Origin of the sequence: Halosimplex carlsbadense 2-9-1, from assembly GCF_000337455.1 — an archaeon.
GTDB classification, from domain to species: domain Archaea; phylum Halobacteriota; class Halobacteria; order Halobacteriales; family Haloarculaceae; genus Halosimplex; species Halosimplex carlsbadense.
The window spans coordinates 101,458-122,585 of record NZ_AOIU01000004.1 but is presented as its reverse complement, the minus strand read 5'-3'; the positions used below and the strand labels follow the sequence as shown (position 1 = coordinate 122,585).

Below are 21,128 nucleotides of genomic sequence, written 5' to 3'. Positions count from 1 at the left end.
CGGAGCCTGGCCACAGAACGGCACGGAGTGTGGGCGCACGCACTGGAACAGATCGGGACAGAGTCGCCGAAAACGAGTGAGACCGGTGGGTTCGCAAACTGATAGCGGACTCGTGCGGGAGCCCGCCCGGTCGGGGGGAAAGGAGTCTCTGTCGGACTTCGCGAGCGGGCTCCGCCGACCGACCACGCCCCGTCGGGAGTGAGAGCACCGATACAGGCGGCTATCGGGTCCATAAGACCGAATTCAGATCTGGTAACGGTGCCAGCGATGGCCAGCCCACGGCAACAGGAGCTCACGCGAGCGGGGCCGATATTGACCTCGTGGCTTCCGTCGAACGGATCGGTGGAACGGGACGAAACCACCTTCACGAAACCGCTGGCAGCGGTTCACGACCAATCTACGAATTGTTATCCAAGCAATCGTTATATGGCCGGTAACTAAATGGCCAGATGCCGCCGAACTGACGGCGAGTTACCAGTTTCTCGTCCGGGACGGTCAGCGTCCGTTCGGTGGCTCGAGACCACAGAGGAGCCCACCCGCCATTCGATCACACAACCCAGCCCCAACCCCCAAACGTGGCTCCTCCTGTGGACTTCCGTTCCGATACCTGACGGAATTCGAAATCGCTCAGTCAGTTTCTCACGTATCACTCCAACTCGGCCACCGCGGAAGGCCTGTTCGGCCACCCCGATCGGGAAGCGCGGGGCGGTTCCCGGAATGCACTCTCGACGACGGAACCGTCGGTTCGTCGGCGCCCCCTCTGTTCTGTGACACGTAGCTGTCAGGCACCGCGTCGGTCGCCGCCACAGTCACCCGGACTTCACGGCGTCCTGTCAGTCAACACCGGAAATTTATACGCTCACCACTGTCCGACTGTGGCAGAGTTATCTCTGTATCCTAACTCCGTGCAGCTGGCACTTGTGAGAAATACTTCTATATATTTATTATTATATGTTCTGGTGTTGAACAATAGCGCCCCGGGACCCGTCGTGGTTCGAAGAAAACCCGTCGTGAGATAGTGTCTGTACCGGATCTCCGGCCGCTCCGAACGAGGTCGTCCATCGATCGCCCGTTCGACGCGCGGTTCGAAGTCACCACTCGCAGCCGTCTCATCGTGCCGAAACCCCGCTTTCCCGCTCGCTTTCGGTCGGTGTCGACAGCGCAGCACAGCTGGAGATCTCGACGACACGTCCCGAGGTCGTGCAGTTCGCCGCTTCCTCGAAGCGCCGGATCCGGAACGCCGGTCGCGAGCCCTGAACCTCCGTGGGACCGCAGTTCGAATCCGCTCTGTTGCATGCAATCGTCCGCACACTCACCCCCACCCTGCCGACCCAAATAATAACATATATATTATGGATCTGGTGATGTATTCTATTCTCTACTATTGTATTCGGCGCGATACCGGCCCCGGACCGAGGGGTGGCCGGCACGAACCACGGCGGCCTCGAGCCCGGCGGCGGCCGGTGTGTCGCAGGTACTGTCAGTGGGTTCATATCGGTCGCGCCAGAACCGGGGGACTGTTCGGACGGAGGCGACTGTGGAGGAGGAACCAGACTCGGACGCCGAGCCGGAGGGGAGCGAGAGAGGGATCGATCGGCGGACCTATCTGACCGTTGCAGGCGTAGCACTGGCCGGAGCGACGGCCGGAGGGGCCGACATCGACCGGACGATGGGATACGGTACTGGTAGATACGGGACCGAGCGCTACGGGTGGTAAGGGCGAGGCCGGGTCGGCTTCGGTACCGCTTCCGGGAGCGTTACCACGTTAGACCGACGTATTCGACGCCCTCGCGGCGCTCGACGATGTGCCGGCCGTCGAGGACCAGCGGGGTCGCCATCGCGTCGAACTCCGAATCGAGCGCGGCGAACTCGTCCCAGTCGGTGACCGCGACCGCCGCGCGGGCGCCTTCCAGCGCTTCGGCGGCACTGTCGGCGTATTCGATCTCGATATCGGGGTAGCTGTCGTCGAAGCTCTCGGCCGCTACGGGGTCGTAGGCGACCACGTCGGCCCCGCGCTCCTGCAGTCCCTCGATGACCGGCACCGCCCGAGTCTTCCGAACGTCGTCCGTCCCGGGCTTGAACGACAGGCCCAGCACCGCGACCCGCTCGCCGGCCACGTCGGTCCGCTCGTCCAGTAGCGAGAGGAGACGTTCAGGCTGGAGATCGTTCACCTCGACCGCGGCTTCGAGGACGGGCGGCTCGTAGCCGGCGTCGCGTGCGGCCGCGATGATGGCATTTGTGTCTTTTGGGAAACAAGATCCGCCCCAGCCGAGCCCTGAACGCAGGAATTTCCCGCCGATACGGTCGTCCAGGGCGATGGCGTCGGCGACCTCGTAGGCGTCGACGTCGAACTCCTTGCAGATGTTTCCGATGTCGTTGATGAGGGAAACCTTCGAAGCGAGAAAGCCGTTGTTGGCGTACTTGATCATCTCGGCCTCGCGGATCCCGGTTTCGACGACGGCGGCGTCGCTCTCGGCGACCAGCGGTTCGAACACCTCGCCCAACGTATCGTAGGCGGCGGCCTCGCGGGCGCCGAAGACGATCTTCTGGGGGTCGAGGAAGTCCTCGACGGCGGTACCCATCCGGAGGAACTCGGGATTCATCGCGACGTGGAACCCCTCGCCGGCGGTCTTCCCGGAAGTCTCCTCGATCGCGGGCGCGATGACCTCCTCGGTGGAGCCGGGGACGACGGTGCTCTTGACGACGACGAGGTGGTCGCCGTCCTTGTCGGCCAGCGCCTCGCCGAGCGAGGCGGCGCCGGCCTCCATGTAGGCCAGGTCGATGGCGCCGTCGTCCTCGGAGGGGGTCGGCAGCGCGAGGAAGGTCACGTCCGTCTCGCGGACGGCGTCGTAGTCGGTGGTCGCCCGGAGGGTGTCGCCGGCGTGCTCGGCCACGAGGTCGGCGAGACCGGGCTCGTGGATCGGCGACTCCCCGTCGTTGATCGCGGCGACGATGTCCTCGTCGATGTCGACGTTCGTCACGTCGTGGCCCAACTCGGCGAGACAGGCGGCGACCGTCGTCCCGACGTACCCGCTGCCCACGATGCTGACGTGCATTGACGAATGGGTTGTCCACCACAGGTCTTCAGGATTCGGATCGATCCGGCGACGCTCGGTTCGCGTCGCGAGTCGAGTCGTTGGTCCCGTCCCCGTTCGCGCGGAGCGAACTCGAACGAACGCGGACCGTGACCGCCTCGGACCGGCGTCCCCGCTCAGTCCACTTCGTCGACGTGGCGGACCTGCGCGGCGATCCCGCGGGTCGAGCGGGCCATCTCCGGGCCGGACATCTCCGCGCGGCCGACGGCGAAGGCGCTCGGTCCCTCGAAGACGACCTCGTCGCCGACGCGGATGTCGTCGTCGGCGTCGACGATACCGGGCGCGAGGACGCTCCCGTGGGGGACGAAGTCGTCGATCTCGACGCGCTTGGTGGGGGCGTCGCTGTCGACCCAGTGGCGGGCGCCGGCGAGCGTGAACGCCAGCGTGCCGTAGGGGCGGACGACCACGGCCAGTTGCTCGCCGTCGCCGTCGTGGGCCTGCAGGCCGGGGTGGCTCCCTCGAACCGTGAGGTCGTCGAACAGCTCGTCGCCCGCACCGGCGCCGAACTGGTAGTCGGCGATGGCGCGGATCGTGTTGTGCTGGCGCTCGCGCTTGCCGTACTTCGGCCCGCCCGAGAGCTCGCTCGCGAGGTTGCCCAGGGAGTCGGTGGTGGTCGGGTGGTCCTCGACGGTGTAAGTGAACTCCGTCCCCAGCGACTGCTCGACGCGTTCGCAGATGGGCCGGTAGTCCTCGGGGACGTGCGCGATGACGCGCGGGTAGTCCGTGTTCTCCAGATAGCGCTCCAGCACGTTTGCGACGAACTCGATCTCGTTTTCGCTCCAGCGGCCGGTCACCACCGAATCGTAGTGCTGGGCGGGGTAGGTGAGTTCGAGCTCCTGCGGGACGACGCCGATGGGGGAGGTCATCGACACCTTGTGGGCGCGCCACTGGACGGCGTCGTGGTACTGTTTGTGGCTCTGGGAGTCGCTGTACGGCTTACGTGCCGAGCAGGGGACCAGCACGAGCGGGTTGTCGAAGCGGTTGCGATAGCGCGAGGTGACTCGCTCGGCGAAGCGCTGGATCTCCACGCGCCGGATCGTGTCCTCCGTGGCGGCGGTGATCTCGGCCTGTCGGAGGATAGGCGTGCGCTCCTCGACGTAGCCGTACTGCTGGTCGAGCCGGCGGAAGACGGCGGTGAGCCACTGTTCGTGGCGGGCCTGGCCCTCGACGTAGTCCCGGAGACGCCCGTCGCGGATCCGTCGGCGGACGGTCGCGAGCGCGGTGGACAGCGCGTTGACGTTGTGGCGCGCGCAGTCCGTCCGGTCGAACTCCTCGCGGGGCTGCTGGCAGGCGGGGCAAGCACAGGGGAGTTCGTCTAGATCTTCGAGGAACTGGTGGTCGTCGACGGTGAGATAGCGGCCCTGCGTGCCGCGGACGACCGCGCGGTCGGCGTCGACGAGGTCGACGCCCGCGTAGACCAGTGTCGCGACGTTCGCGGGCGTCGCGACGCCCGGCAAGTAGAGGGCGGCGTCGTAGGGGATCGCTTCCCGCACGCGGACGATCGAATCGACGAACTTCGCGGCGTGGCCGGCGATCCCGGGCGCTCCCGAGAGGACGTAGGCGTCGGTGCCCAGGTCGGTGGCGGTGTCGGCGGAGATCACGGCGGCGCTCGGGTAGTCGGCCTCGGGGACCTCCGGCGCGAACGCCTCCTCGACCTCGTCGGGCGTCCCCGACGGGAACCCGCGGGCGGGCAGGACGGTGAGTCGCGAGTCGTCGCCTGCCGGCGCGTCGGGTTCGGTCGCCCAGCCGGTCCCGGCGTCGGCCAGGACCGGCGCCGCGACCCCGGCTTCGGGCGCGTCGTCGTCGCGGTCGGCGTCGGTGACCAGCGCGGGCGTCGTCACCGGCGAGTCGAGGCGCACCTCGGCGAGACGGGCCGCCCCGTCGCGCTCGTGGACCTCGAAGTGGTCGGTCATATCCGTCCCGTCGGTGTCGCCCGGGATGAGGCTATCGTCTCGCGTCGTCCGGCCCTGCGCGGGGGTCGACCCGGGCGTCCGCCACAGGTCGCCACCGAGTCGTTTAGGTGGGGCCACCGAGACAGGCAGGTATGCTCGTGACGCTGGAGGGGCTCGACGGCAGCGGAAAATCCTCGGCGGCCGCCCACCTCGCCGAGAGCGACGCGCTGCCCGACGACGCGGCGTTCACCCGCGAGCCCACCGAGTCGTGGTACGGCGAGGCGGTCGCCCGCTCGATCGGCGACGCCGACGCCGACTCGATCGCCGAGTTGTTCCTCTACACCGCCGACCACGCCGACCACCTCCACCGCGTGGTCCGACCGGCGCTCTCAGCGGGTCGCCTCGTCGTCTCCGACCGCTACTCCGACTCGCGGTACGCCTACCAGGGCGCGACGCTCGACGCCCACCCACACCTCGACGTCGACGACCCGCTGGACTACGTCCGCGACGTACACCGTCCGTTCACTCGCCGCCCCGACGCGACGATCTACCTCGACGTCGACCCCGAGACCGGCGCCCGTCGCGCGGGCGCGACGAACAAGATGGAACAGGTCGAGTTCCTCGGATCGGTACGTGACAACTACGAGCGGCTGATCGACGACGACCCCGAGCGGTTCGTCCGGATCGACGCGACCCGCCCCCAGGAGGCGGTGCGTTCCGACGTGCAAGCGGCGGTGCTGGAGTTGCTGGGCGGGTGATCGCGGGGGCGTCCGCGCAAGCGGGCCGCGGCGCAGCGGCGGCCGGTCAGCGGTTCTCGTAGCGGTTGGGTCGCTCGTCCCTGTCCCAGCGCTCGGGGAGGTCCACCTCGTCCGGCGAGGGCATCCAGAAGTAGTCGAACGTGATGCCCGCCACCGTCGGCAGGAGGATGATCAGCGTCACGACGGCGCCGGCCGACCCCAGATCCGGTCCCAGCGGTAAGATACCGCTGAAAAACAGCGTCGACAGGACGAGCGCGATCGGCACGAGGATGCCGGCGTAGAGGAAACCGCCCCAGCGGGTCGACAGCCGCACGCGGAAAAACCGCGTCATCAGGGCGGCGACCGCGCTGTGGACGACGATCAGGAAGACCAGCTCGACCGCGTCGACGGCGGTGACCATACCGACCGTTAGTGTCGCGCGCTCTTTGAGGTGTCGACTGCGAGCGGGCGTCGTCTCTGGCCGGGTCGCCGTCCGGACCCGACGCAATCGCTTTCCGGCCGCCGCGCCAACCGGGACACCATGCATCGCGTCATCGGCGAGCGGTCGCTGGGCGAGACGGGCGTCGACCCGGAGCTGGCGCGCCGGCTCCTCCGGGGAATCGTCCGCGCCCGCGTCTTCGACGAGCGAGCGGTCGCGCTCCAGCGCAGGGGGTGGATGAGCGGTTACCCGCCGTTCGTCGGCCAGGAGGGCTCGCAGGTCGGCGCCGCCCACGCCCTGACCGACGACGACTGGCTCTTTCCGACCTACCGCTCGAACGCCATGCAACTCGCCCGCGGCCGCTCGCCGGCCGATATCCTCCGCTTTCGACGCGGATACTCCGAGTACGAACCCGTCGCCGAGGCGGACACGGAAACCGGGAGAGGCCCGGTCACGTTCACGCAGGCGACACCGATCGCGACCCAACTTCCCCACGCGGTCGGCGCGGGGATGGCCGCTCGCCACCGCGACGACGACCCCGCGGTCTGCGCCTGCTTCGGTGACGGCGCCACGAGCGAGGGGGACTTCCACGAGGCGATGAACGTCGCTGGCGTGTTCTCGGCGCCGGTCGTCTTCTTCTGCGAGAACAACGGCTGGGCGATCAGCGTCCCGACCGAGCGCCAGACGGCCAGCGAGACCATCGCCGGGAAGGCGAACGCCTACGGGTTCGAGGGGGTGCGGGTCGACGGTAACGACCCCGTCGCGGTCTACGAGGTCGTCGCCGAGGCCCGCGCGTCGGCGCTGTCGGGTGACCCGGTTCTCGTCGAGAGCCTGACCTACCGGCGGGGTCCACACACGACCGCGGACGACCCCGACCGCTACCGCGACGCCGCCACCGAGGACCTCCCCGACTGGCGGACCGCGGACCCGCTGGAGCGGTACGCCGACTACCTGCGCGAGGAGGGCGTCGTCGAGGCGGGATTCGTCGACGCGGCTCGCGAGGCGGCGACGACCGAGGTCGCCGAGGCCGTGGCGGCCGCCGAAGAGAGCGAACCAGACCCCGGCGACGTGTTCGACCACGCTTACGCGGCGCTTCCGCGGCGAGTCCGCGACCAGCGCCGTGGGACCGTCCAGCGAGCCGCCACCGACCGGGCGGTCACCGAGAGCGAGACCCAGGGACGCGAGCGGTCCAGCGAGTGAAACGGGGATCGGCCGGCGATACCGAAGACCCGACCGGGAGGAGAGCGCTCAGTCGAGGCAGATGTACGTCTTCGTGTCGGCGACGCCGTCGATATCGCGGAGCCTGGTCGCGACGCCGTGCATGAGGTCGTACACTTCCTCGCCGACCGCCTCGACGATGATGTCGTACTGGCCGGCGACGATGTGCGCCTCCTCGACCCCGTCGATCCCCCGGATCGAGTCGAGCAACTGTTCGGACTTCCCGGCCGCCGTCTTCACCATGATAAAGGCCCGCACCATCGTACCCGAACTTCTCGCGGTGACTCCAAAAACCTTCCCCCGTACCGCGAAGCCCGCAGTAATCGGATAGGGTGAGACTAACACGCACGCATACGGTCGGGAGATTCAGTCGGGGATTCGGACCCACCGATCGGGGGGTGATCGGAGGTAGCTTTATTCCCTGCCTGGTCGTACGCGTTACCATGCGATTCGTTATCGTGGGTGCCGGCCGCGTCGGGCTGCGAACGGCACGCGCACTCGAAGACAGCGGACACGAGGTGGTCCTCATCGAGCGCGACCCGACGAAGGTCGACCGCGCGACGGCGGAGGGCTACGAGGTCATCGAGGGCGACGCCAGCGACGAGCAGGTGTTGATCGCCGCCGACCTCGCGGAGGCGGACGCTCTGGGCGCACTGACGGGCGACCTCTCGACGAACTTCGTCGCGTGCATGGTCGCGAAACACCACGGCTGTCGCACCGTCCTCCGGATCGACGAGGAGTACCGCGAGGACATCTACCGCAAGTACGCCTCCGACGTCGACGAGGTCATCTACCCCGAACGGCTGGGCGCCATCGTCGCCAAGAACGCCCTGCTGGGCGGGAACATCCGCGCCGTCGCCGACATCGCGCAGAATCTCCAGCTGGTCGAACTCACCGTCACGCCGGAGTCGCCCATGCGCGGCTACACCCTGAGCGAACTCGAACTGCCCGCCGATACCGAGTTGCTCGCGTTCGGCAAACAGGGCGACCCCCTGTCGATCCCCGACGAGGACGTGTCCCTGGAGGTCGGTGACACGCTCGCCATCCTCGCGGACTTCGAGAAACTCGACGACGTGCGCCAGATCGTCGTCGGCGAGGCCGTCGCCGCGACGGGGGGTGCCTGAGATGGTCCGCGCCTACGTCATGGTCAAGGCCCACTCGGGCGACGCCGAGCGACTCAAATCGGAGATCCTCGACGTCGAGGGCGTCGACGACGCCTACATCGTCGCCGGCGACGTTGACTTCATCGCCACCGTCAGCGTCGACGAGACCGCCGACGTGAAGGCCGTCGCCGCCACCCACATCCAGAGCCTCGACGGCATCGAGGACACCCAGACCTACGTCGCGATGGACTGACGGCGCCCCACGGCCGTTCTCCGTCCTACTCCGTCGTCCGGAACGCCCGGTCGCCGGCGTCGCCCAGTCCGGGCACGATGTAGCCGTCGTCGTCGAGTTCGTCGTCGATCGCGACGGTGAGCAACTCGGCCTCCGGGACGGCGTCGCCGACCGCCAGCAGTCCCTCGGGCGCGCTCACCGCCGAGAGGACGAACAGGTTCTCCGGTTCCGGCTGGCCTTCCAGCACCCGTTCGAGGACGGCGCACATCGTCGACCCCGTCGCCAGCATCGGGTCGGCGACGATCACGGTGTCCTCGGGCTCGATGTCCGGGAGCTTGACGTAGTCGACGGAGATGGGGAACTGTCCCGACCCGTCCATGCCCGCCGCCTCGTCGCGGCTGGCGGAGATGACGCCCTGGCGAGCGCGCGGGAACGCCTTCAGCAGCCCCTCGACGAACGGCGTCGCCGCGCGGAGGACGTTGACGATGACCACGTCGTCCAGTCCCTTGACGCGCTGGCCCATCGTCTCCGTCAGCGGCGTCTCGACGGTGACGTACTCAGTCTCCATCGCGCCGTCGATGATCTCGTAGCCGCAGATCCGGCCGAGCTTGACCAGCCCCTTCCGGAACTCCACCTGTTCTGTCTGCACGTCGCGCAGCCGCGTCAACACGTCCGACGCGAGTGCGTGGGTGATCAGGCTCGCGTCGCCGCGGTCTTCGATCGTCATACCCGCGAGTGGGTCCGGCCCCACCAAATAGCCACCGCGAGACGTCGGTCCCGCCCTCGCGTTCGCCGTCCCGTCTCAGTCGCTCGCCTCGGCGGCGACGCCGAGTTCGTCGAGCAGTGCCTGCGCGGCGGCGGCCGACGAGCCGGGACCGCGGCCGGTCACCAGGTCTCCGTCGACGGTGACGCTCTCGTCAGCGTCGAGTTCGGCGTCCCAGTTGGCCCCCGCGGCTTTTACTTCGTCCTCGACCCAGTAGGGAAGCTTCCGACCGCCGGGCATTCGGTCGTCGTCGTCGACGATCCCCTCCTCCCACTCGTTGGGGAAGCCGGTCACGTCGCGGCCGTCGACGAGGAAATCGCCGTCGTCGGCGCGGGTGAAAGCCAGGAGCCCGACGGCGTGACAGACGACCAGGGCCGTCCCGTCGTCGCCGGCGACGGCCTCCCGGAGCAGCGCCCGAGCGTGGCGGTCCTGGTTGATGTCCCACGCGGTACCGTGGCCGCCGGGAAAGACGACGGCGTCGTAGTCGTCGGCACTCGCGCGAGCGACCGGGTCGGGGTCGTTCAGTTCCGCGTGGTTCTCGTGAACGTCGCGGACGCGCTCGGCGGTCTCCTCGCCGACCTCGTCGGGGTCGACCGAGCGCTCGTCGATCACGGGCGGGTCGCCCGAGGGCGTCGCGACCGTCACGTCGACGCCCGCCGACTCCAGCGTCGTGAGCGGTTCGATGCATTCCTCTCCCCAGTAGCCTTCCTCGCTGACGACGAACAGTGCGGATGTCATAGCACGCGCGCTACGGGATCCAGACGGGTAACCGATCCGGCGACCGAACGGCTTGCCGGCTCCGCGGAGCAGCGCGGTCGTCCTCGCCTGTCGCTCGCGCCACGGCTCACTGCCTGAGGACCGCGACGTACGTCACGACCGCGAGGAACAGCGTCGCGAGCGCGACGTTCTCCCACGTGTACTCGCCGACCCCGGCCAGGTCCAGCGCGTAGACGGCGCCGACGCTGAACAGCAGCGAGAGGACGAGATCGAGGACGAGCAACACGCGGATGTCGCCCGAGGGCGCCTCGTCGGTCGCCATACCGGGAGCGCGGCCGCCGAGCCCTTAGCTGTGCGGGTGGGGTCGGACCGCGAGCGCGTGGAGCGGAAGACGAACGAGCGGAGGGGTCTCGACCCGTCGCCGGCCCGTAACAGTGAAACGACCCGGCGACGACTACCGGCTACATGGACGAGCGCCAGTCACGACGGGCGTTCCTCGGGGCGGCCGGCGCCGCGATCGCGACCGGCCTCGCGGGCTGCGTGGCGGCGCCCGGGGGAACGGAGGTCGGCGGCAGGATCGAGACCGACGGCGAGCCGCTCAGCGAGACCGCGACCGCGGAGTTCCGCGGCGGTCTCCAGCGACGCGGCGTCTATCCCGAGGCCACGATTCCGACCGACCCCGAAGTCGACTGGACCATCTGGGAGGTCAACACCGGCGACCACACGGCGGCCAAGGCCAGCCCCGTCGAGGTCCCCGGCGGCGATATCGTCGTCCCGGGCGACAACGGCGAGATCCGGCGGGTGACGCCCGCCGGCGAGGAGGTCTGGCGCTCCTCGGTCGACCCGACCTCGCGGGGCGTCCACGGGACGCCCGCGGTCGCCAACGGCGTCGTCTACGTCGGCGCCTACGACGGCGCGCTGTACGCCTTCGACCTCGAATCCGGCGAGCGCTACTGGCGGAGCAAACTCGGCGACGCCATCGGCTCCAGCCCGGGGTATCACGATGGCACCGTCTACATCGCCGTCGAGTACCACGACCCCAGCGGCGCGATGTTCGCCGTCGACGCCGTCACCGGCGACGTGACCTGGGAGGACCAGCGGGTGACCGACCACCCCCACTCGACCGCCGCGATCGACCGCGAGGCGGGTCGTCTCGTCGTCGGCTCGAACGACGGCTCCCTCTACGGCTGGAGCTACCCCGGCCTGGAGTACCTGTGGACGTTCCCGACGGGCGAGGAGATCAAGGGACCGATCGCCACCGCGGACGGCAGCGCCGTCTTCGGGTCGTGGGACCGGACGGTCTACCGGGTCTCGCTCGACGACGGTACCGAGGAGTGGTCGTTTGAGACCGACGACCTGGTGATGTCCGGCCCCTCGATCGAGGTCGAGACCGGCACCGTCTACGTCGGCAGCCACGACTCGCACCTCTACGCGCTGGCGTTCGAGGACGGGGCCGAGCGCTGGTCGTTCGACACCGGCGGGTCGATCATCGGCTGCCCGACGGTCACGAGCGAGCACGTCGTCGTCGGCGCCTACGACGACACCTGCTACGCCGTCGAGAAGGCGTCCGGCGACGAGGTCTGGAGCGTCGAGGGCGTCGGCGTCGTCACGTGCGCGCCGCTGGTCACCGACGACGCCGTCTACTTCACCGACCGCGCCGCCACGTCCTACCTCGATGCGAAAGCGGCCGACGACCGGGACGCCGACCCCGAGGAATCGGGCGGGCTCTATCGGATCGTCGACGCGGACGGGTAACGGGAACAGGGACGGCGAGCGCTCAGTGATGGCCAGCGGTCAGGGACGACGGCGGAACAGCGCGAGGTGGCGGAGGATCGTTCGGTCCTCCAGCCCGCCGGCGAGCGCGCCGGAGAGGACGCCGACGGTGGCGATGAACCCGGCGATGCGGACGATGTCGACGGTCGTTACGACGGGGTCCTCCAGGCTCGGCCAGTTGGTCATCAGGTTCGGCGGGAAGACGACGTAGGCGATGACCAGCATGATCCCGCCGACGAGCGCGAACAGCCCGACCGTCCCGGCGACGAGGATCGCCAGGATCACGACGTTGAGCAGCGCGACGTGTTCGGTGACGACGCCGCGACGCTCGCGCGGGACGTTGAGGTTCAGCGAGAACATGAGATACGCCGCCGCGGCGAGGACGCTGACGACCGCGAACAGCGCCGCCGTCCCGTTGTCGAGGTTGAGCCCCACGTCCCACGTCTCGGCGCTGAACACGAGGATGAGCGTCGGCGCCACCGCCGCGGTCGACAGTTTCGGCAGCGACAGCGGCAACAGCGGCGCCCGACTGGTCGCCACCGACCGAACGACCTCGCCGGGGTGGCGCGCCGCGCTCCGCAGGTGGAACCCGACCAGTTCGGTGACGCTCCGCGACTCGACCGACTCCTCCGGGATCGCCGGCGCGAGCCGTGCCAGCCGCCGCGTCAGGTCCGCGTCGAACGACGGTACCGACCGTCGGTCGCGGTCGAACTCGTAGGGCGCCATCGCGCCGCCGCTGGGGTCGTGGTCGGCGCCGAGCAGGTGTCCGACCTGGTGGAGCATGACCGCCGCGCCGTTGTACCGGACGGCCGGCGCGTCCAGCGGTCGGCTGGGGCTGTCGCGGCCCGACACGCGGAGCCGGTGGGTCGAGACGACGGCGACCCGGCTGAGCGGCGACGCCAGCCCGGCGACCCGGCGGCGGCTCCGCGCGAGCAGCGGCGCGTCGGTGACGACGACGACCAGGTCGTAGGGCCCCTCGACCATCCGCAGCGCCGCCTCGTCGAGGAACTCCGAGGGCCGCCGCGGCCCCGCGTCGGGCAGCGGTTCGGGCTCTTCGGCGTAGAACCGCCAGGTCGCTCCCGTGGCCGCCGCCAGCTCGTCGGCGCCGTCGGCGGCCAGCCGGGTCGCGAACGCCACCAGCCGGTCGGAGTCGACCCGCGACCCCGTCGCCGCGAGCAGTCCCACGTCGACCGTCGGTGCCCCCTCTCCGGACTCCTCCGCGACCGCCACCGGCTGGTCCGTTTCGGACGCCGCGGCTCGGCTCTTCCGGGGCGAGGGCTCGTCCATACCCACGGTTCGGCCGCCGGCCGGAAAAGCTCGGGCTCGGCGACTGCGAGCGCTCGCGGCCAACCGACACCGCTAATCCGCTCGCGCCGCCCCTGCCACCATGACCGACGATCTGGCCTGGGAGACCATCGACAGCCGAACGTCCTACTCGTGCGAAGGGTTCGACATCCTCACCGACACCGTGCGCTTCCCGTCGGGCGAGGAGGCCGAGTTCGACTACCTCACCGAGGGCGAGAGCGTCGTCGTCCTCCCGTTCACCCCCGACGGCGACGTGGTCGCCATCGAGCAGTGGCGCCAGCCCGTCGGCCGCGTGAACCTCGCCCTGCCCGCCGGGGGCATCGAAGCCGAGGACGCCGACCCCGCCGAGTGCGTCGCCCGCGAACTCGAAGAGGAGACGGGGTATCTCCCCGGGGAGGTCGAACACCTCACGACCGTCGAGCCCGCCAACGGCTTCTCCGACGCCGTCTTCCACTACTTCGTCGCCCGCGACTGCGAGCAGCGTAGCGAGCAGGACCTGGACTACAACGAGGACATCCGCGTCGAGACGACGACCTTCGACGCCCTCGTCGACGCCGCGCGCGAGGACGAACTCCGTGACGGCCGGTCGATGCTGGGGGTGCTGTACTTCGCGTTGTTCGGCGAGGAGTAGTCTGGTAGAAAAGTTAACCTGGTTTCGGACGCTACCATCGAGTATGGCGACGGCAGTCAAAATGGACGAGGAGGGGAAGTCGCTACTGGAGGAGCTACAGGCCGAGATCAAACTACGGACCGGGAAGAAAGTCACCCAACAGGAGATCATGACCAGTCTGTTGAAAGACGCACACGAATCGAAGTCCGAAGTCGTCGATTCGTTCCGCGAATCGACCGTCCCGCTCTCGGAAGAGGAACGTGAGGCGTTCCATAGCGGGATGTTCTCCTCCGGGGTCGAAACGGACGAGGACGATATCGACGACATCCTCTACGGATGAGCGTCATCGTCGACAGCGGTGTTTTCTACGCTCACGCCGACATCGACGCCACTCGTCATGACGCCGCAGTACGGGCATTCGATGCAGTCATCGACGGTGACGAGGGGCAACCGTACGTAAGCGACTATCTCTACGACGAGGCTGTGACGCTGACGCTCAGTCGCACGGGATCGTTCGAGCGCGCAAACCGAGTCGGACGGCGAATACGAGGCGCTACCGGTTACCCGAATCTCGTCACACTCGAACACATCGACCGATCTGTGTTCCGAGAAGCGGTCGACACGTTCGAACGATTCGACGATCAGGGCCTCAGCTTTACCGATGCGACGACGATCGCCTTGATGAAAAAACGCGATATCGACTCCGTGTTGAGCTTCGACGACGATTTCGACGGCATCGTCGACCGGATCGACCCCGCCGACCTCGACTAGCAACCGAACACAACCCTTAGGCCCGCCCGCGGGAAAACGCGGGCAATGACCGACGTCTTCGAGGTCGACCGCTACGACGCCGCCGGGCGGCTGGGCGAACTGGAGGTCCCGCGCGCCGGCGTCACGGTCGAGACGCCCGCGCTCCTCCCCGTCATCAACCCCCACCTCCAGACCATCACGCCCGCACAGCTCGAATCGGAGTTCGGCGCCGAGATCCTCATCACCAACTCCTACGTCCTCTACGGCAGCGAGGACCTGCGCGAGCCCGTCGAACAGCAGGGACTGCACGACCTGCTCGACTTCTCCGGCGCTGTCGTGACGGACTCGGGATCCTTCCAGCTGGCCGAGTACGGCCAGATCGACGTAACCACCGAGGAGATACTCGACTTCCAGCACCGCATCGGCTCCGATATCGGCACACCGGTCGACATCCCCACACCGCCGGACGTCTCGCGCGAGCAGGCCGAGGGCGAACTCGCGACCACCCAGGAACGGCTCGCCACCGCCGCCGAGGTCGAGACCGGCGACATGCTCGTCAACGCGCCGGTCCAGGGGTCGACCTACACCGACCTGCGCGAGGCGGCGGGCGCCCACGCCGCGCAGTCGGGGCTGGACGTGTTCCCCGTCGGCGCGGTCGTGCCGATGATGAACGAGTACCGCTACGCCGACCTGGCGGACGTGGTCGCCGCCGCCAAGCGCGGCCTCCCCGAGAGCGCGCCCGTCCACCTGTTCGGCGCCGGCCACCCCATGATGTTCGCCCTCGCGGTCGCGCTGGGCTGTGATCTCTTCGACTCCGCCGCCTACGCCATCTACGCCCGCGACGACCGCTACATGACCGTCCGCACCACCGAACACCTCGAAGACCTGGATTACTTCCCCTGCTCCTGTCCGGTCTGTACGAGCCACACGCCCGCGGAAGTCCGCTCGCTCGACGCCGACGAGCGCGAGCGCCTGCTCTCCGAGCACAACCTCCACGTCTCCTACGGCGAACTCCGCACCATCAAGCAGGCCATCCGCCGGGGCGACCTGCTGGAACTCGTCGAGGCCCGCGCCCGTGGCCACCCGGCGATGCTCGACGGCTACCGCGCCCTGCTCGACCACGCCGCCCAACTCGAACGCACGGACCCCGTCTCCAAGGACACCTTCTTCCACCTCTCCGGCGAGAGCGCCCGCCGGCCCGAGGTCGTCCGGCATCACCAGCGCCTCGACCGCCTCGACCCGCGCGGCGACTCGGTGCTGCTGACCGAAGGCAACGGCCACGACGACTTCGACGAGTGCTGGAACTTGCTCCCGCCCTTTGGCCCGTTCCCACGGGAACTCGCCGACGGCTACCCGCTCACCGCCGAGACGCCCGAGCGCTTCGAAGCGCCCGCCTACGAGGCCGCCGCGGCCGGCGTCGCCCGCCTCGTCTCCGCCCACCCCGACACCGAGTTCACGCTCGCCCACGACGACTGGCCCGCGAGCGCGCTCGACGCGCTTCCCGAGCGCGTCGACCTGTGGAACCTGCGCGGAGCGGAGTAGGACTGGGGCGGCGCTCCCGACCGCCGAGGCCCGGATTCACGCGGTCGAGAGCCCGAGAGCGACGACCCCTGCCGCGACGACCCAGACGAGGTAGACCGCGCCGACGACGGCGAACGCGCGGCCGCGTGAGAGGTCGTGGGTCTCCGTGACCCCGGCGGCCATCGTCCAGCCGATGAGGAGCACGACCGGGACGGCCGCCAGGAGCGCCGAGACCATCGGACTGACGACGAAGAAGATGCCGAACCCGAGCAGGACGGTGGGGACGGCGAACAGCGGGGCGGCCGCCATCCCGTAACAGACGGCGACGAGCGCGTCCTCGTAGTCGCCGCGGCTGTCGAAGTACTGCGTCGCCACCGCGACCGCGGCCGCGGCGAGCAGCGTCATCAGCATCAGGAAGAAGTAGATCTGGGCGACCGTCTCCGGCCAGCCCCCGAGGAGGAACAGCTTGAAGTCCTCGACCGGCAGACCGAGCGCTCCGCTGACCGCCTCGGTGCCGAGGATCCACGCGAGGACGTTCGTCGCGACGGCCGCGACGCCGACGGTCAGCATCAGGAAGCCGAAGGTGTCGTCGGTGGTTTTCTGCTCGGCGTTCGTCGCGAAGAACTCGCGGGGGGAGGCGAGCAGGTTCCGCATCGGCGTGGCGTACCACGACTCCAGCAGGTCGTAGCTGAACCCCTTCAGGATGACGTCGAGGCCGATCGCGGCGATGATGAACCCGCCGGTGATGACGCCTTGCCAGCCGCTGACGTTCAGGCCCGCCAGGGCGAGTACGTTGTTAGCGGTCGCGAGCACGAGCGCGCCGAACAGCACGCCCACCATCGACCCTTCGCCGCCGGTGAGCTTCGTCCCGCCGAGCACGACGGCGGCGATGACGACCAGCGCGAGTCCGTCCCCGCTCCCCGAGGAGACCGACCCGAACCGACCGAGGAAGGCGAGCCCGGCGAACGCGGCCGTCAGCGAACAGAGCCCGAAACAGCCGAGCTTGACCATCTCCGGGTCGACCCCGGTCGTCTCGACGGACTCGATGTTGTCCCCGGTCGCTCGCGCGTGGCGCCCGAAGCGAGTGTAGTTGAGGATGTAGTGAAACAGGCCCAGCAGGACGAAGATCCAGACGATCAGGATGGAGAACTGGCCGAAGCTGTGAACCTGGTCGTGGAGGAACGGAACCTGGTAGCGTATCGGTCCGTTCACGAACGGCAGGTCCGCGATGATGATCGGGCCGCCGAGCCACTTCAGCAGCCCCACTTCGCTGGCCGAGGCGGTCGTGCCGCCGAGCAGGATGCGGTGGACGCCGCGCAGGAGCGTCAGCGTCCCGATCGTGACGATGAGCGACGGCAGTTCCATCTTCGTGACGACGAGTCCCTGCGTGATCCCGAAGATGAGCGCGAAGACGAGGATGACGGCGAGCGCGAACAGGGGGTGGAAGCCGAACGCGTCGCCGCCGACGAGGATGGCGCCCATGCCGGCGGCCACGCCGTACATCGACCCGACCGACAGGTCGAACTCCGCAGTGACCATCAGCAGCGCGACGCCGTAGCCGATGATGGCCGTCGTCGCCGCCGACCGGAGGATGCGGGCCATGTTGTCAAGCAGGAGAAAGCGAGAGGCATCGATGTAGACGCCGACCAAGAAGATGGCGATGAGGCCGACGAGGACGCTCCCCTCGCGCCGGTCGAACACGGACGCCGCGGTCGAGCTGACCCGGCCGCGCACGCCGGTCGATTCGGTCGCCACGGCGATCAGCGCTCCCGCTCCCGGTGCATCCGTTCGACGATGTCCATGCGCGCCACGTCGTCGCGCTGGGTGTCCAGCACCTCGACGACCTCGCCGTCGCGCATGACCGCGATCCGGTCGGCCACGTCGACGACGACGTCGATCTTGTGCGAGATGAGGATCACCGACTTCTCCCCGTCCGGGATGCCCCTGACGAGGTCGATGATCTTGTCGGTGCCCGTCGTCGACACCTCCGAGGTCGGCTCGTCGAGGACGATGATCGGCGGGTCCCTGATGAGCGCTCGCGCGACGGCGACGGCCTGTTTCTGCCCGCCCGACAGCTCGTCGACGGGGGTGCGCGGGTCGAAGTCGAACCCGATGTCGGCGAGCAGTTTCCGGCTCTCGCCGATCATGTACTCGTCGTCGACCCGGCGCAACAGCCACCCCTCGGGGCCGTCTCTCAGCGGTTCCATCCCGAGGAAGATGTTGTTCGCGGCGCTGGCCGTCGGGCTGAGGTGCTGGCCCTGGTAGACCGTCGCGATGCCGGCGTCCATGGCGTCCTTCGACGAGGAGAAGTACTGTCGCTCGAGCCGACCGTCCTGCCGGAGGAAGATCTCGCCGCGCGTCGGCTCGAGCACCCCCGAGAGCATCTTGATGAACGTCGTCTTTCCGGCGCCGTTGTCGCCGGCGATGGCGAGGATCTCGTCGGCGTTGACGTCGAGGCTGACGTCCCGCACCGCCTCGATGGCGCCGAAGAACTTGGTGAGGTCTTTCGTCCGGAGCACCACCTCCTCGTCATCCGCGACGGGGACCTCGGGCTCCCCCGCGCTCGCCGTGGCGTCTCCCGGCTGTGCGCCCGCCGCGTCGGCGGACGGCGCCGCGTCCGATTCCGTGTCTGAGTCTGACTGTGACATTGATTGGGTTGGATAGGCGGACATTCGCGTGTCTGGCTCGCTACGACTGACAGCTCACCGCAGGAAGTCGTAGTTCTCCTGTTGCCACTGCAGCAGGCCGCCGTCGCCGGCCCACGAGCGCCGCTCGAGCGCGAAGTCGACGTTCTCCTGGTCCCAGACCGAGACGCCCCACTCGAGGTCTTTCATCTCGATGCCGCGCTCCAGGTACATCCACGCCAGCGGGACGTTCTGGAACCCCTGACTGTAGGGGTCCTGACCGACCGTGAAGTCGACGTTGCCCGCCTCGATCTGTTCGAGCAGGGGGCGCAGGAGGTCGAACCCGCAGACGACCATCGGCCCCTCGAGTTCGCCGGCCTCGAGTGCCTGCCCGGCGCCGACCGCGCCCCAGAACGCCGAGCAGACCACGCCGTCGACGTCCGCGCCCGAGATTGTGTCGACGATCTGCGTCTGGGCGTCCGCGATGCTCGCGGGTGGGTTGATGATCTGATCGTTGTAGAGGCTCACCGACGGGTCGCTCTGCGCCTCGAAGTAGCGCTGGGCGGTCCCGAGGTCGGCCGCGTCGGCGCTGACACGCCGGGTGACAGAGGGGTTATCGGGCAGTTCGTTCGTGATCAGGACGGTGTACTCGTCCTTGTCGGGGATCTTCTCCTGAAGGCGGTCGTACGCCTCGGCGGCCATCGCCGCGCCCCCGCGTGCGTCGCGGATGCCGACGTGGGGGACGATCATCGGCTGGTCGCGGTAGCTGAACCCGACATCGTTCATCATGTAGTCGTAGTTCCAGTCGCGCGTTGCCGGGGTCGAGTGACCGTTCACGACTGCGATGTCGTTGTCGAGCGCGTTCTGGATCGCGTCGTTGTACGCCTCGTTGTTCAGCACGGTCGTTACCAGCACGTCGCCCGGTTCCATGTTCGAGACGTTCTGTTCGATGAGGCTCACCTGGTCCGGGATACCGCCGTTCGCCGGCGGGCCGGTGACCTGACCGTCCCACCCGAAGATGTTGAGCGCGTCGTGGAATCCACAGGTCATCGGGATGAAGAAGGGGTTGTCGATGTTCTGCAGGACGAACACCGCGGTCCGCTCGGTCTGTCCCGACCCCTGTCGCGTCTTCGACGCGTCCCAGCCAGGCGGGGCGACCGCCGGGTGGCGCGAGAACTCGAAGTCCCCGGCCTGGGCCGCGCCGTCACCGCCGTCACCGTTGTCGTTTCCGTCACCGGTCGCCGTCCCCCCGTTCTCCGTCTGACAGCCGGCCAGTCCCAGCGCGGCGCCCGCCGCGCCGATCTGTTTCATCACGTCGCGTCGGGAAACCCTCGAACCCACCTCGATCGGGAGTCTATCACTGTCCACTGTGTCTTGCGAACTCATACCACACTATTAAAATACATAATATAAAATAATGCGGTAATTATGTACCATTGCTGTCCTTTCCGTCGCTGAGGGGCGTGCCTGGTCGTCTGCGAAGCGAAGCCGCTTGCTCGGCGTACTCGTCGGCCTATCAGTAAGACGAGTTGTCCCCGGAGCTCATCTCGACGAATCGCTCTCGAATCTCGGGCGAGGGGATCATGCACTGGGCCTGCTTCCCGAAGACGGCGTAGCGGTGACTGGCGACCGTATCGTACACCGCATTCCGGAGGGGACGCGGCACGACGCGCCCGACTCCCGCGAGCGACCACGGGAACCCCAGCTCACGCGCGACCCGCAGCGCGGCGTCGGACTTCGTGTAGTAGTCGTCGCCGTCGACGAGGACGAACGTATCGAAGTCGTAGTCGTGAAAGCCAACGTCCTCTAGCAACCGCTCCGCCGCCTCGGACTGCAGCGGCGCGAAACGGAAGACGCCCTCGGGGTCGTGTTCGATGACGAACTGGATCGACCCGTTGCAGAGGTTGCAGACGCCGTCGAACAGGAGGATCGGCTTGTCCCGGGGGATGTCCTCGGCCATCACTCACGCTACGGCGGCGACGCACTTGAAAGACCCCACCCACCGCGGTCACTCCGGGGGGCACTGCTCGCCGAAGGGGCCCTCGTCGTTGTCGCGGAGTCGAGCGCTGGCGGAGTACGTTTCCGTCTCGCCGCCGGGCTGGCGCTCCCGGTTGGGGCTGCCGAAGTCGACCTCGGCCCACGCACAGCGCCCGCGGGGCCAGGTCCCGTCCGGCAGATCCGCGTCTATGCCCAGATCCGTGTCGGCCGCGTCGACTCGCAGGCGGTAGGCCGCGGCGTCGCCCGACCAGTCGCGAGTGATCCGCGTGCTCGAGTCGTTCGCGACGGTCTCGCTCGTCGCCAGCAGTTCCGACCCGCCCGCCGAGAGGGTGATATCGACGTCGAGAGCGC

At 68.4% G+C, this 21,128-nt stretch carries 22 protein-coding genes; 10 read left to right on the top strand and 12 right to left on the bottom strand.

Annotation, left to right across the window (positions count from 1 at the left end):
• Positions 1-1,537 precede the first annotated feature (1,537 nt).
• Positions 1,538-1,717 (top strand): hypothetical protein, encoded by a 180-nt coding sequence (locus C475_RS01130; protein WP_049929834.1) that lies wholly within the window; start codon positions 1,538-1,540, stop codon positions 1,715-1,717.
• Between the two features lie 40 nt (positions 1,718-1,757).
• On the opposite strand, the gene aglM is transcribed toward C475_RS01130, so the two are convergent.
• Together aglM and arcS are read right to left on the bottom strand one after the other, a co-directional pair.
• Positions 1,758-3,056, bottom strand: a complete 1,299-nt coding sequence (aglM, locus tag C475_RS01125; protein ID WP_006881881.1) for a UDP-glucose 6-dehydrogenase AglM — start codon at positions 3,054-3,056, stop codon at positions 1,758-1,760.
• A 155-nt stretch (positions 3,057-3,211) separates the two neighbouring features.
• Complete coding sequence (arcS, locus tag C475_RS01120) at positions 3,212-5,008, bottom strand: archaeosine synthase subunit alpha (RefSeq protein WP_006881880.1); 1,797 nt, start codon at positions 5,006-5,008, stop codon at positions 3,212-3,214.
• A 131-nt stretch (positions 5,009-5,139) separates the two neighbouring features.
• Between arcS and tmk the strand changes: the two genes are divergently transcribed.
• Positions 5,140-5,745 carry a dTMP kinase gene (tmk, locus tag C475_RS01115; RefSeq protein ID WP_006881879.1) on the top strand — a complete coding sequence of 202 codons (606 nt, stop codon included), beginning with the start codon at positions 5,140-5,142 and terminating at the stop codon, positions 5,743-5,745.
• 46 nt (positions 5,746-5,791) lie between these two features.
• On the opposite strand, the gene C475_RS01110 is transcribed toward tmk, so the two are convergent.
• Positions 5,792-6,145 (bottom strand): hypothetical protein, encoded by a 354-nt coding sequence (locus C475_RS01110; protein WP_006881878.1) that lies wholly within the window; start codon positions 6,143-6,145, stop codon positions 5,792-5,794.
• Positions 6,146-6,265: 120 nt separating this feature from the next.
• Here C475_RS01110 and C475_RS01105 point away from each other — a divergent pair, with 120 nt between their 5' ends.
• Positions 6,266-7,363, top strand: a complete 1,098-nt coding sequence (locus C475_RS01105; RefSeq protein WP_006881877.1) for a thiamine pyrophosphate-dependent enzyme — start codon at positions 6,266-6,268, stop codon at positions 7,361-7,363.
• Between the two features lie 48 nt (positions 7,364-7,411).
• Here C475_RS01105 and C475_RS01100 read toward each other — a convergent pair whose 3' ends face one another.
• A complete protein-coding gene (locus C475_RS01100; protein WP_049929832.1) occupies positions 7,412-7,642 on the bottom strand; it encodes an Lrp/AsnC family transcriptional regulator in 231 nt (76 codons plus the stop codon).
• Between the two features lie 182 nt (positions 7,643-7,824).
• Between C475_RS01100 and C475_RS01095 the strand changes: the two genes are divergently transcribed.
• Together C475_RS01095 and C475_RS01090 are read left to right on the top strand one after the other, a co-directional pair.
• Entirely contained in the window at positions 7,825-8,505 is a 681-nt protein-coding gene (locus tag C475_RS01095; protein ID WP_006881875.1) for a potassium channel family protein, read from the top strand.
• A 1-nt stretch (position 8,506) separates the two neighbouring features.
• Entirely contained in the window at positions 8,507-8,737 is a 231-nt protein-coding gene (locus tag C475_RS01090; RefSeq protein WP_006881874.1) for an Lrp/AsnC family transcriptional regulator, read from the top strand.
• A 25-nt stretch (positions 8,738-8,762) separates the two neighbouring features.
• Here C475_RS01090 and upp read toward each other — a convergent pair whose 3' ends face one another.
• From upp to C475_RS01075, 3 genes are all read right to left on the bottom strand, one after another.
• A complete protein-coding gene (gene upp / locus C475_RS01085) occupies positions 8,763-9,443 on the bottom strand; it encodes a uracil phosphoribosyltransferase (RefSeq protein WP_006881873.1) in 681 nt (226 codons plus the stop codon).
• Between the two features lie 75 nt (positions 9,444-9,518).
• Positions 9,519-10,217, bottom strand: a complete 699-nt coding sequence (locus tag C475_RS01080) for a type 1 glutamine amidotransferase domain-containing protein (RefSeq protein ID WP_006881872.1) — start codon at positions 10,215-10,217, stop codon at positions 9,519-9,521.
• 106 nt (positions 10,218-10,323) lie between these two features.
• Positions 10,324-10,518, bottom strand: a complete 195-nt coding sequence (locus C475_RS01075; RefSeq protein WP_006881871.1) for a hypothetical protein — start codon at positions 10,516-10,518, stop codon at positions 10,324-10,326.
• 143 nt (positions 10,519-10,661) lie between these two features.
• Between C475_RS01075 and C475_RS01070 the strand changes: the two genes are divergently transcribed.
• The gene (locus tag C475_RS01070) at positions 10,662-11,951 is read left to right on the top strand and encodes an outer membrane protein assembly factor BamB family protein (RefSeq protein WP_006881870.1); all 1,290 of its coding nucleotides are present in this window, start codon (positions 10,662-10,664) and stop codon (positions 11,949-11,951) included.
• Between the two features lie 39 nt (positions 11,952-11,990).
• On the opposite strand, the gene C475_RS01065 is transcribed toward C475_RS01070, so the two are convergent.
• Positions 11,991-13,256 (bottom strand): hypothetical protein, encoded by a 1,266-nt coding sequence (locus C475_RS01065; RefSeq protein ID WP_006881869.1) that lies wholly within the window; start codon positions 13,254-13,256, stop codon positions 11,991-11,993.
• Positions 13,257-13,356: 100 nt separating this feature from the next.
• On the opposite strand from C475_RS01065, the gene C475_RS01060 reads away from it, so the two are divergent.
• The 4 genes from C475_RS01060 to tgtA are packed head-to-tail and all read left to right on the top strand — an operon-like array spanning position 13,357 to position 16,176.
• Positions 13,357-13,905, top strand: a complete 549-nt coding sequence (locus C475_RS01060) for an NUDIX hydrolase (RefSeq protein ID WP_006881868.1) — start codon at positions 13,357-13,359, stop codon at positions 13,903-13,905.
• A gap of 43 nt (positions 13,906-13,948) precedes the next feature.
• Positions 13,949-14,224: a hypothetical protein gene (locus tag C475_RS01055; protein WP_049929830.1), complete on the top strand. Its 276-nt coding sequence runs from the start codon at positions 13,949-13,951 to the stop codon at positions 14,222-14,224.
• Entirely contained in the window at positions 14,221-14,655 is a 435-nt protein-coding gene (locus C475_RS01050; RefSeq protein ID WP_006881866.1) for a type II toxin-antitoxin system VapC family toxin, read from the top strand. Before C475_RS01055 ends, C475_RS01050 begins: the two co-directional genes overlap by 4 nt.
• A gap of 45 nt (positions 14,656-14,700) precedes the next feature.
• Positions 14,701-16,176 carry a tRNA guanosine(15) transglycosylase TgtA gene (gene tgtA, locus C475_RS01045; RefSeq protein ID WP_006881865.1) on the top strand — a complete coding sequence of 492 codons (1,476 nt, stop codon included), beginning with the start codon at positions 14,701-14,703 and terminating at the stop codon, positions 16,174-16,176.
• A 36-nt stretch (positions 16,177-16,212) separates the two neighbouring features.
• Here tgtA and C475_RS01040 read toward each other — a convergent pair whose 3' ends face one another.
• The 4 genes from C475_RS01040 to C475_RS01025 form a co-directional block, all read right to left on the bottom strand.
• On the bottom strand, positions 16,213-17,910 hold the full coding sequence (locus tag C475_RS01040; RefSeq protein WP_006881864.1) for an ABC transporter permease: 1,698 nt from the start codon (positions 17,908-17,910) through the stop codon (positions 16,213-16,215).
• A 5-nt stretch (positions 17,911-17,915) separates the two neighbouring features.
• Positions 17,916-18,803 carry an ATP-binding cassette domain-containing protein gene (locus C475_RS01035; protein WP_006881863.1) on the bottom strand — a complete coding sequence of 296 codons (888 nt, stop codon included), beginning with the start codon at positions 18,801-18,803 and terminating at the stop codon, positions 17,916-17,918.
• 54 nt (positions 18,804-18,857) lie between these two features.
• Positions 18,858-20,165, bottom strand: a complete 1,308-nt coding sequence (locus C475_RS01030; protein WP_082223219.1) for a substrate-binding domain-containing protein — start codon at positions 20,163-20,165, stop codon at positions 18,858-18,860.
• 130 nt (positions 20,166-20,295) lie between these two features.
• Complete coding sequence (locus tag C475_RS01025) at positions 20,296-20,739, bottom strand: thiol-disulfide oxidoreductase DCC family protein (protein WP_006881861.1); 444 nt, start codon at positions 20,737-20,739, stop codon at positions 20,296-20,298.
• Positions 20,740-21,128 lie beyond the last annotated feature (389 nt).

Bases quoted from the DNA above. Each gene is read 5' to 3' on its own strand.
- aglM (WP_006881881.1), bottom strand. From the start codon at position 3,056: ATGCACGTCAGCATCGTGGGCAGCGGGTACGTCGGGACGACGGTCGCC.
- arcS (WP_006881880.1), bottom strand. From the start codon at position 5,008: ATGACCGACCACTTCGAGGTCCACGAGCGCGACGGGGCGGCCCGTCTC.
- tmk (WP_006881879.1), top strand. From the start codon at position 5,140: ATGCTCGTGACGCTGGAGGGGCTCGACGGCAGCGGAAAATCCTCGGCG.
- C475_RS01110 (WP_006881878.1), bottom strand. From the start codon at position 6,145: ATGGTCACCGCCGTCGACGCGGTCGAGCTGGTCTTCCTGATCGTCGTC.
- C475_RS01105 (WP_006881877.1), top strand. From the start codon at position 6,266: ATGCATCGCGTCATCGGCGAGCGGTCGCTGGGCGAGACGGGCGTCGAC.
- C475_RS01100 (WP_049929832.1), bottom strand. From the start codon at position 7,642: ATGGTGCGGGCCTTTATCATGGTGAAGACGGCGGCCGGGAAGTCCGAA.
- C475_RS01095 (WP_006881875.1), top strand. From the start codon at position 7,825: ATGCGATTCGTTATCGTGGGTGCCGGCCGCGTCGGGCTGCGAACGGCA.
- C475_RS01090 (WP_006881874.1), top strand. From the start codon at position 8,507: ATGGTCCGCGCCTACGTCATGGTCAAGGCCCACTCGGGCGACGCCGAG.
- upp (WP_006881873.1), bottom strand. From the start codon at position 9,443: ATGACGATCGAAGACCGCGGCGACGCGAGCCTGATCACCCACGCACTC.
- C475_RS01080 (WP_006881872.1), bottom strand. From the start codon at position 10,217: ATGACATCCGCACTGTTCGTCGTCAGCGAGGAAGGCTACTGGGGAGAG.
- C475_RS01075 (WP_006881871.1), bottom strand. From the start codon at position 10,518: ATGGCGACCGACGAGGCGCCCTCGGGCGACATCCGCGTGTTGCTCGTC.
- C475_RS01070 (WP_006881870.1), top strand. From the start codon at position 10,662: ATGGACGAGCGCCAGTCACGACGGGCGTTCCTCGGGGCGGCCGGCGCC.
- C475_RS01065 (WP_006881869.1), bottom strand. From the start codon at position 13,256: ATGGACGAGCCCTCGCCCCGGAAGAGCCGAGCCGCGGCGTCCGAAACG.
- C475_RS01060 (WP_006881868.1), top strand. From the start codon at position 13,357: ATGACCGACGATCTGGCCTGGGAGACCATCGACAGCCGAACGTCCTAC.
- C475_RS01055 (WP_049929830.1), top strand. From the start codon at position 13,949: ATGGCGACGGCAGTCAAAATGGACGAGGAGGGGAAGTCGCTACTGGAG.
- C475_RS01050 (WP_006881866.1), top strand. From the start codon at position 14,221: ATGAGCGTCATCGTCGACAGCGGTGTTTTCTACGCTCACGCCGACATC.
- tgtA (WP_006881865.1), top strand. From the start codon at position 14,701: ATGACCGACGTCTTCGAGGTCGACCGCTACGACGCCGCCGGGCGGCTG.
- C475_RS01035 (WP_006881863.1), bottom strand. From the start codon at position 18,803: ATGTCACAGTCAGACTCAGACACGGAATCGGACGCGGCGCCGTCCGCC.
- C475_RS01030 (WP_082223219.1), bottom strand. From the start codon at position 20,165: ATGAGTTCGCAAGACACAGTGGACAGTGATAGACTCCCGATCGAGGTG.
- C475_RS01025 (WP_006881861.1), bottom strand. From the start codon at position 20,739: ATGGCCGAGGACATCCCCCGGGACAAGCCGATCCTCCTGTTCGACGGC.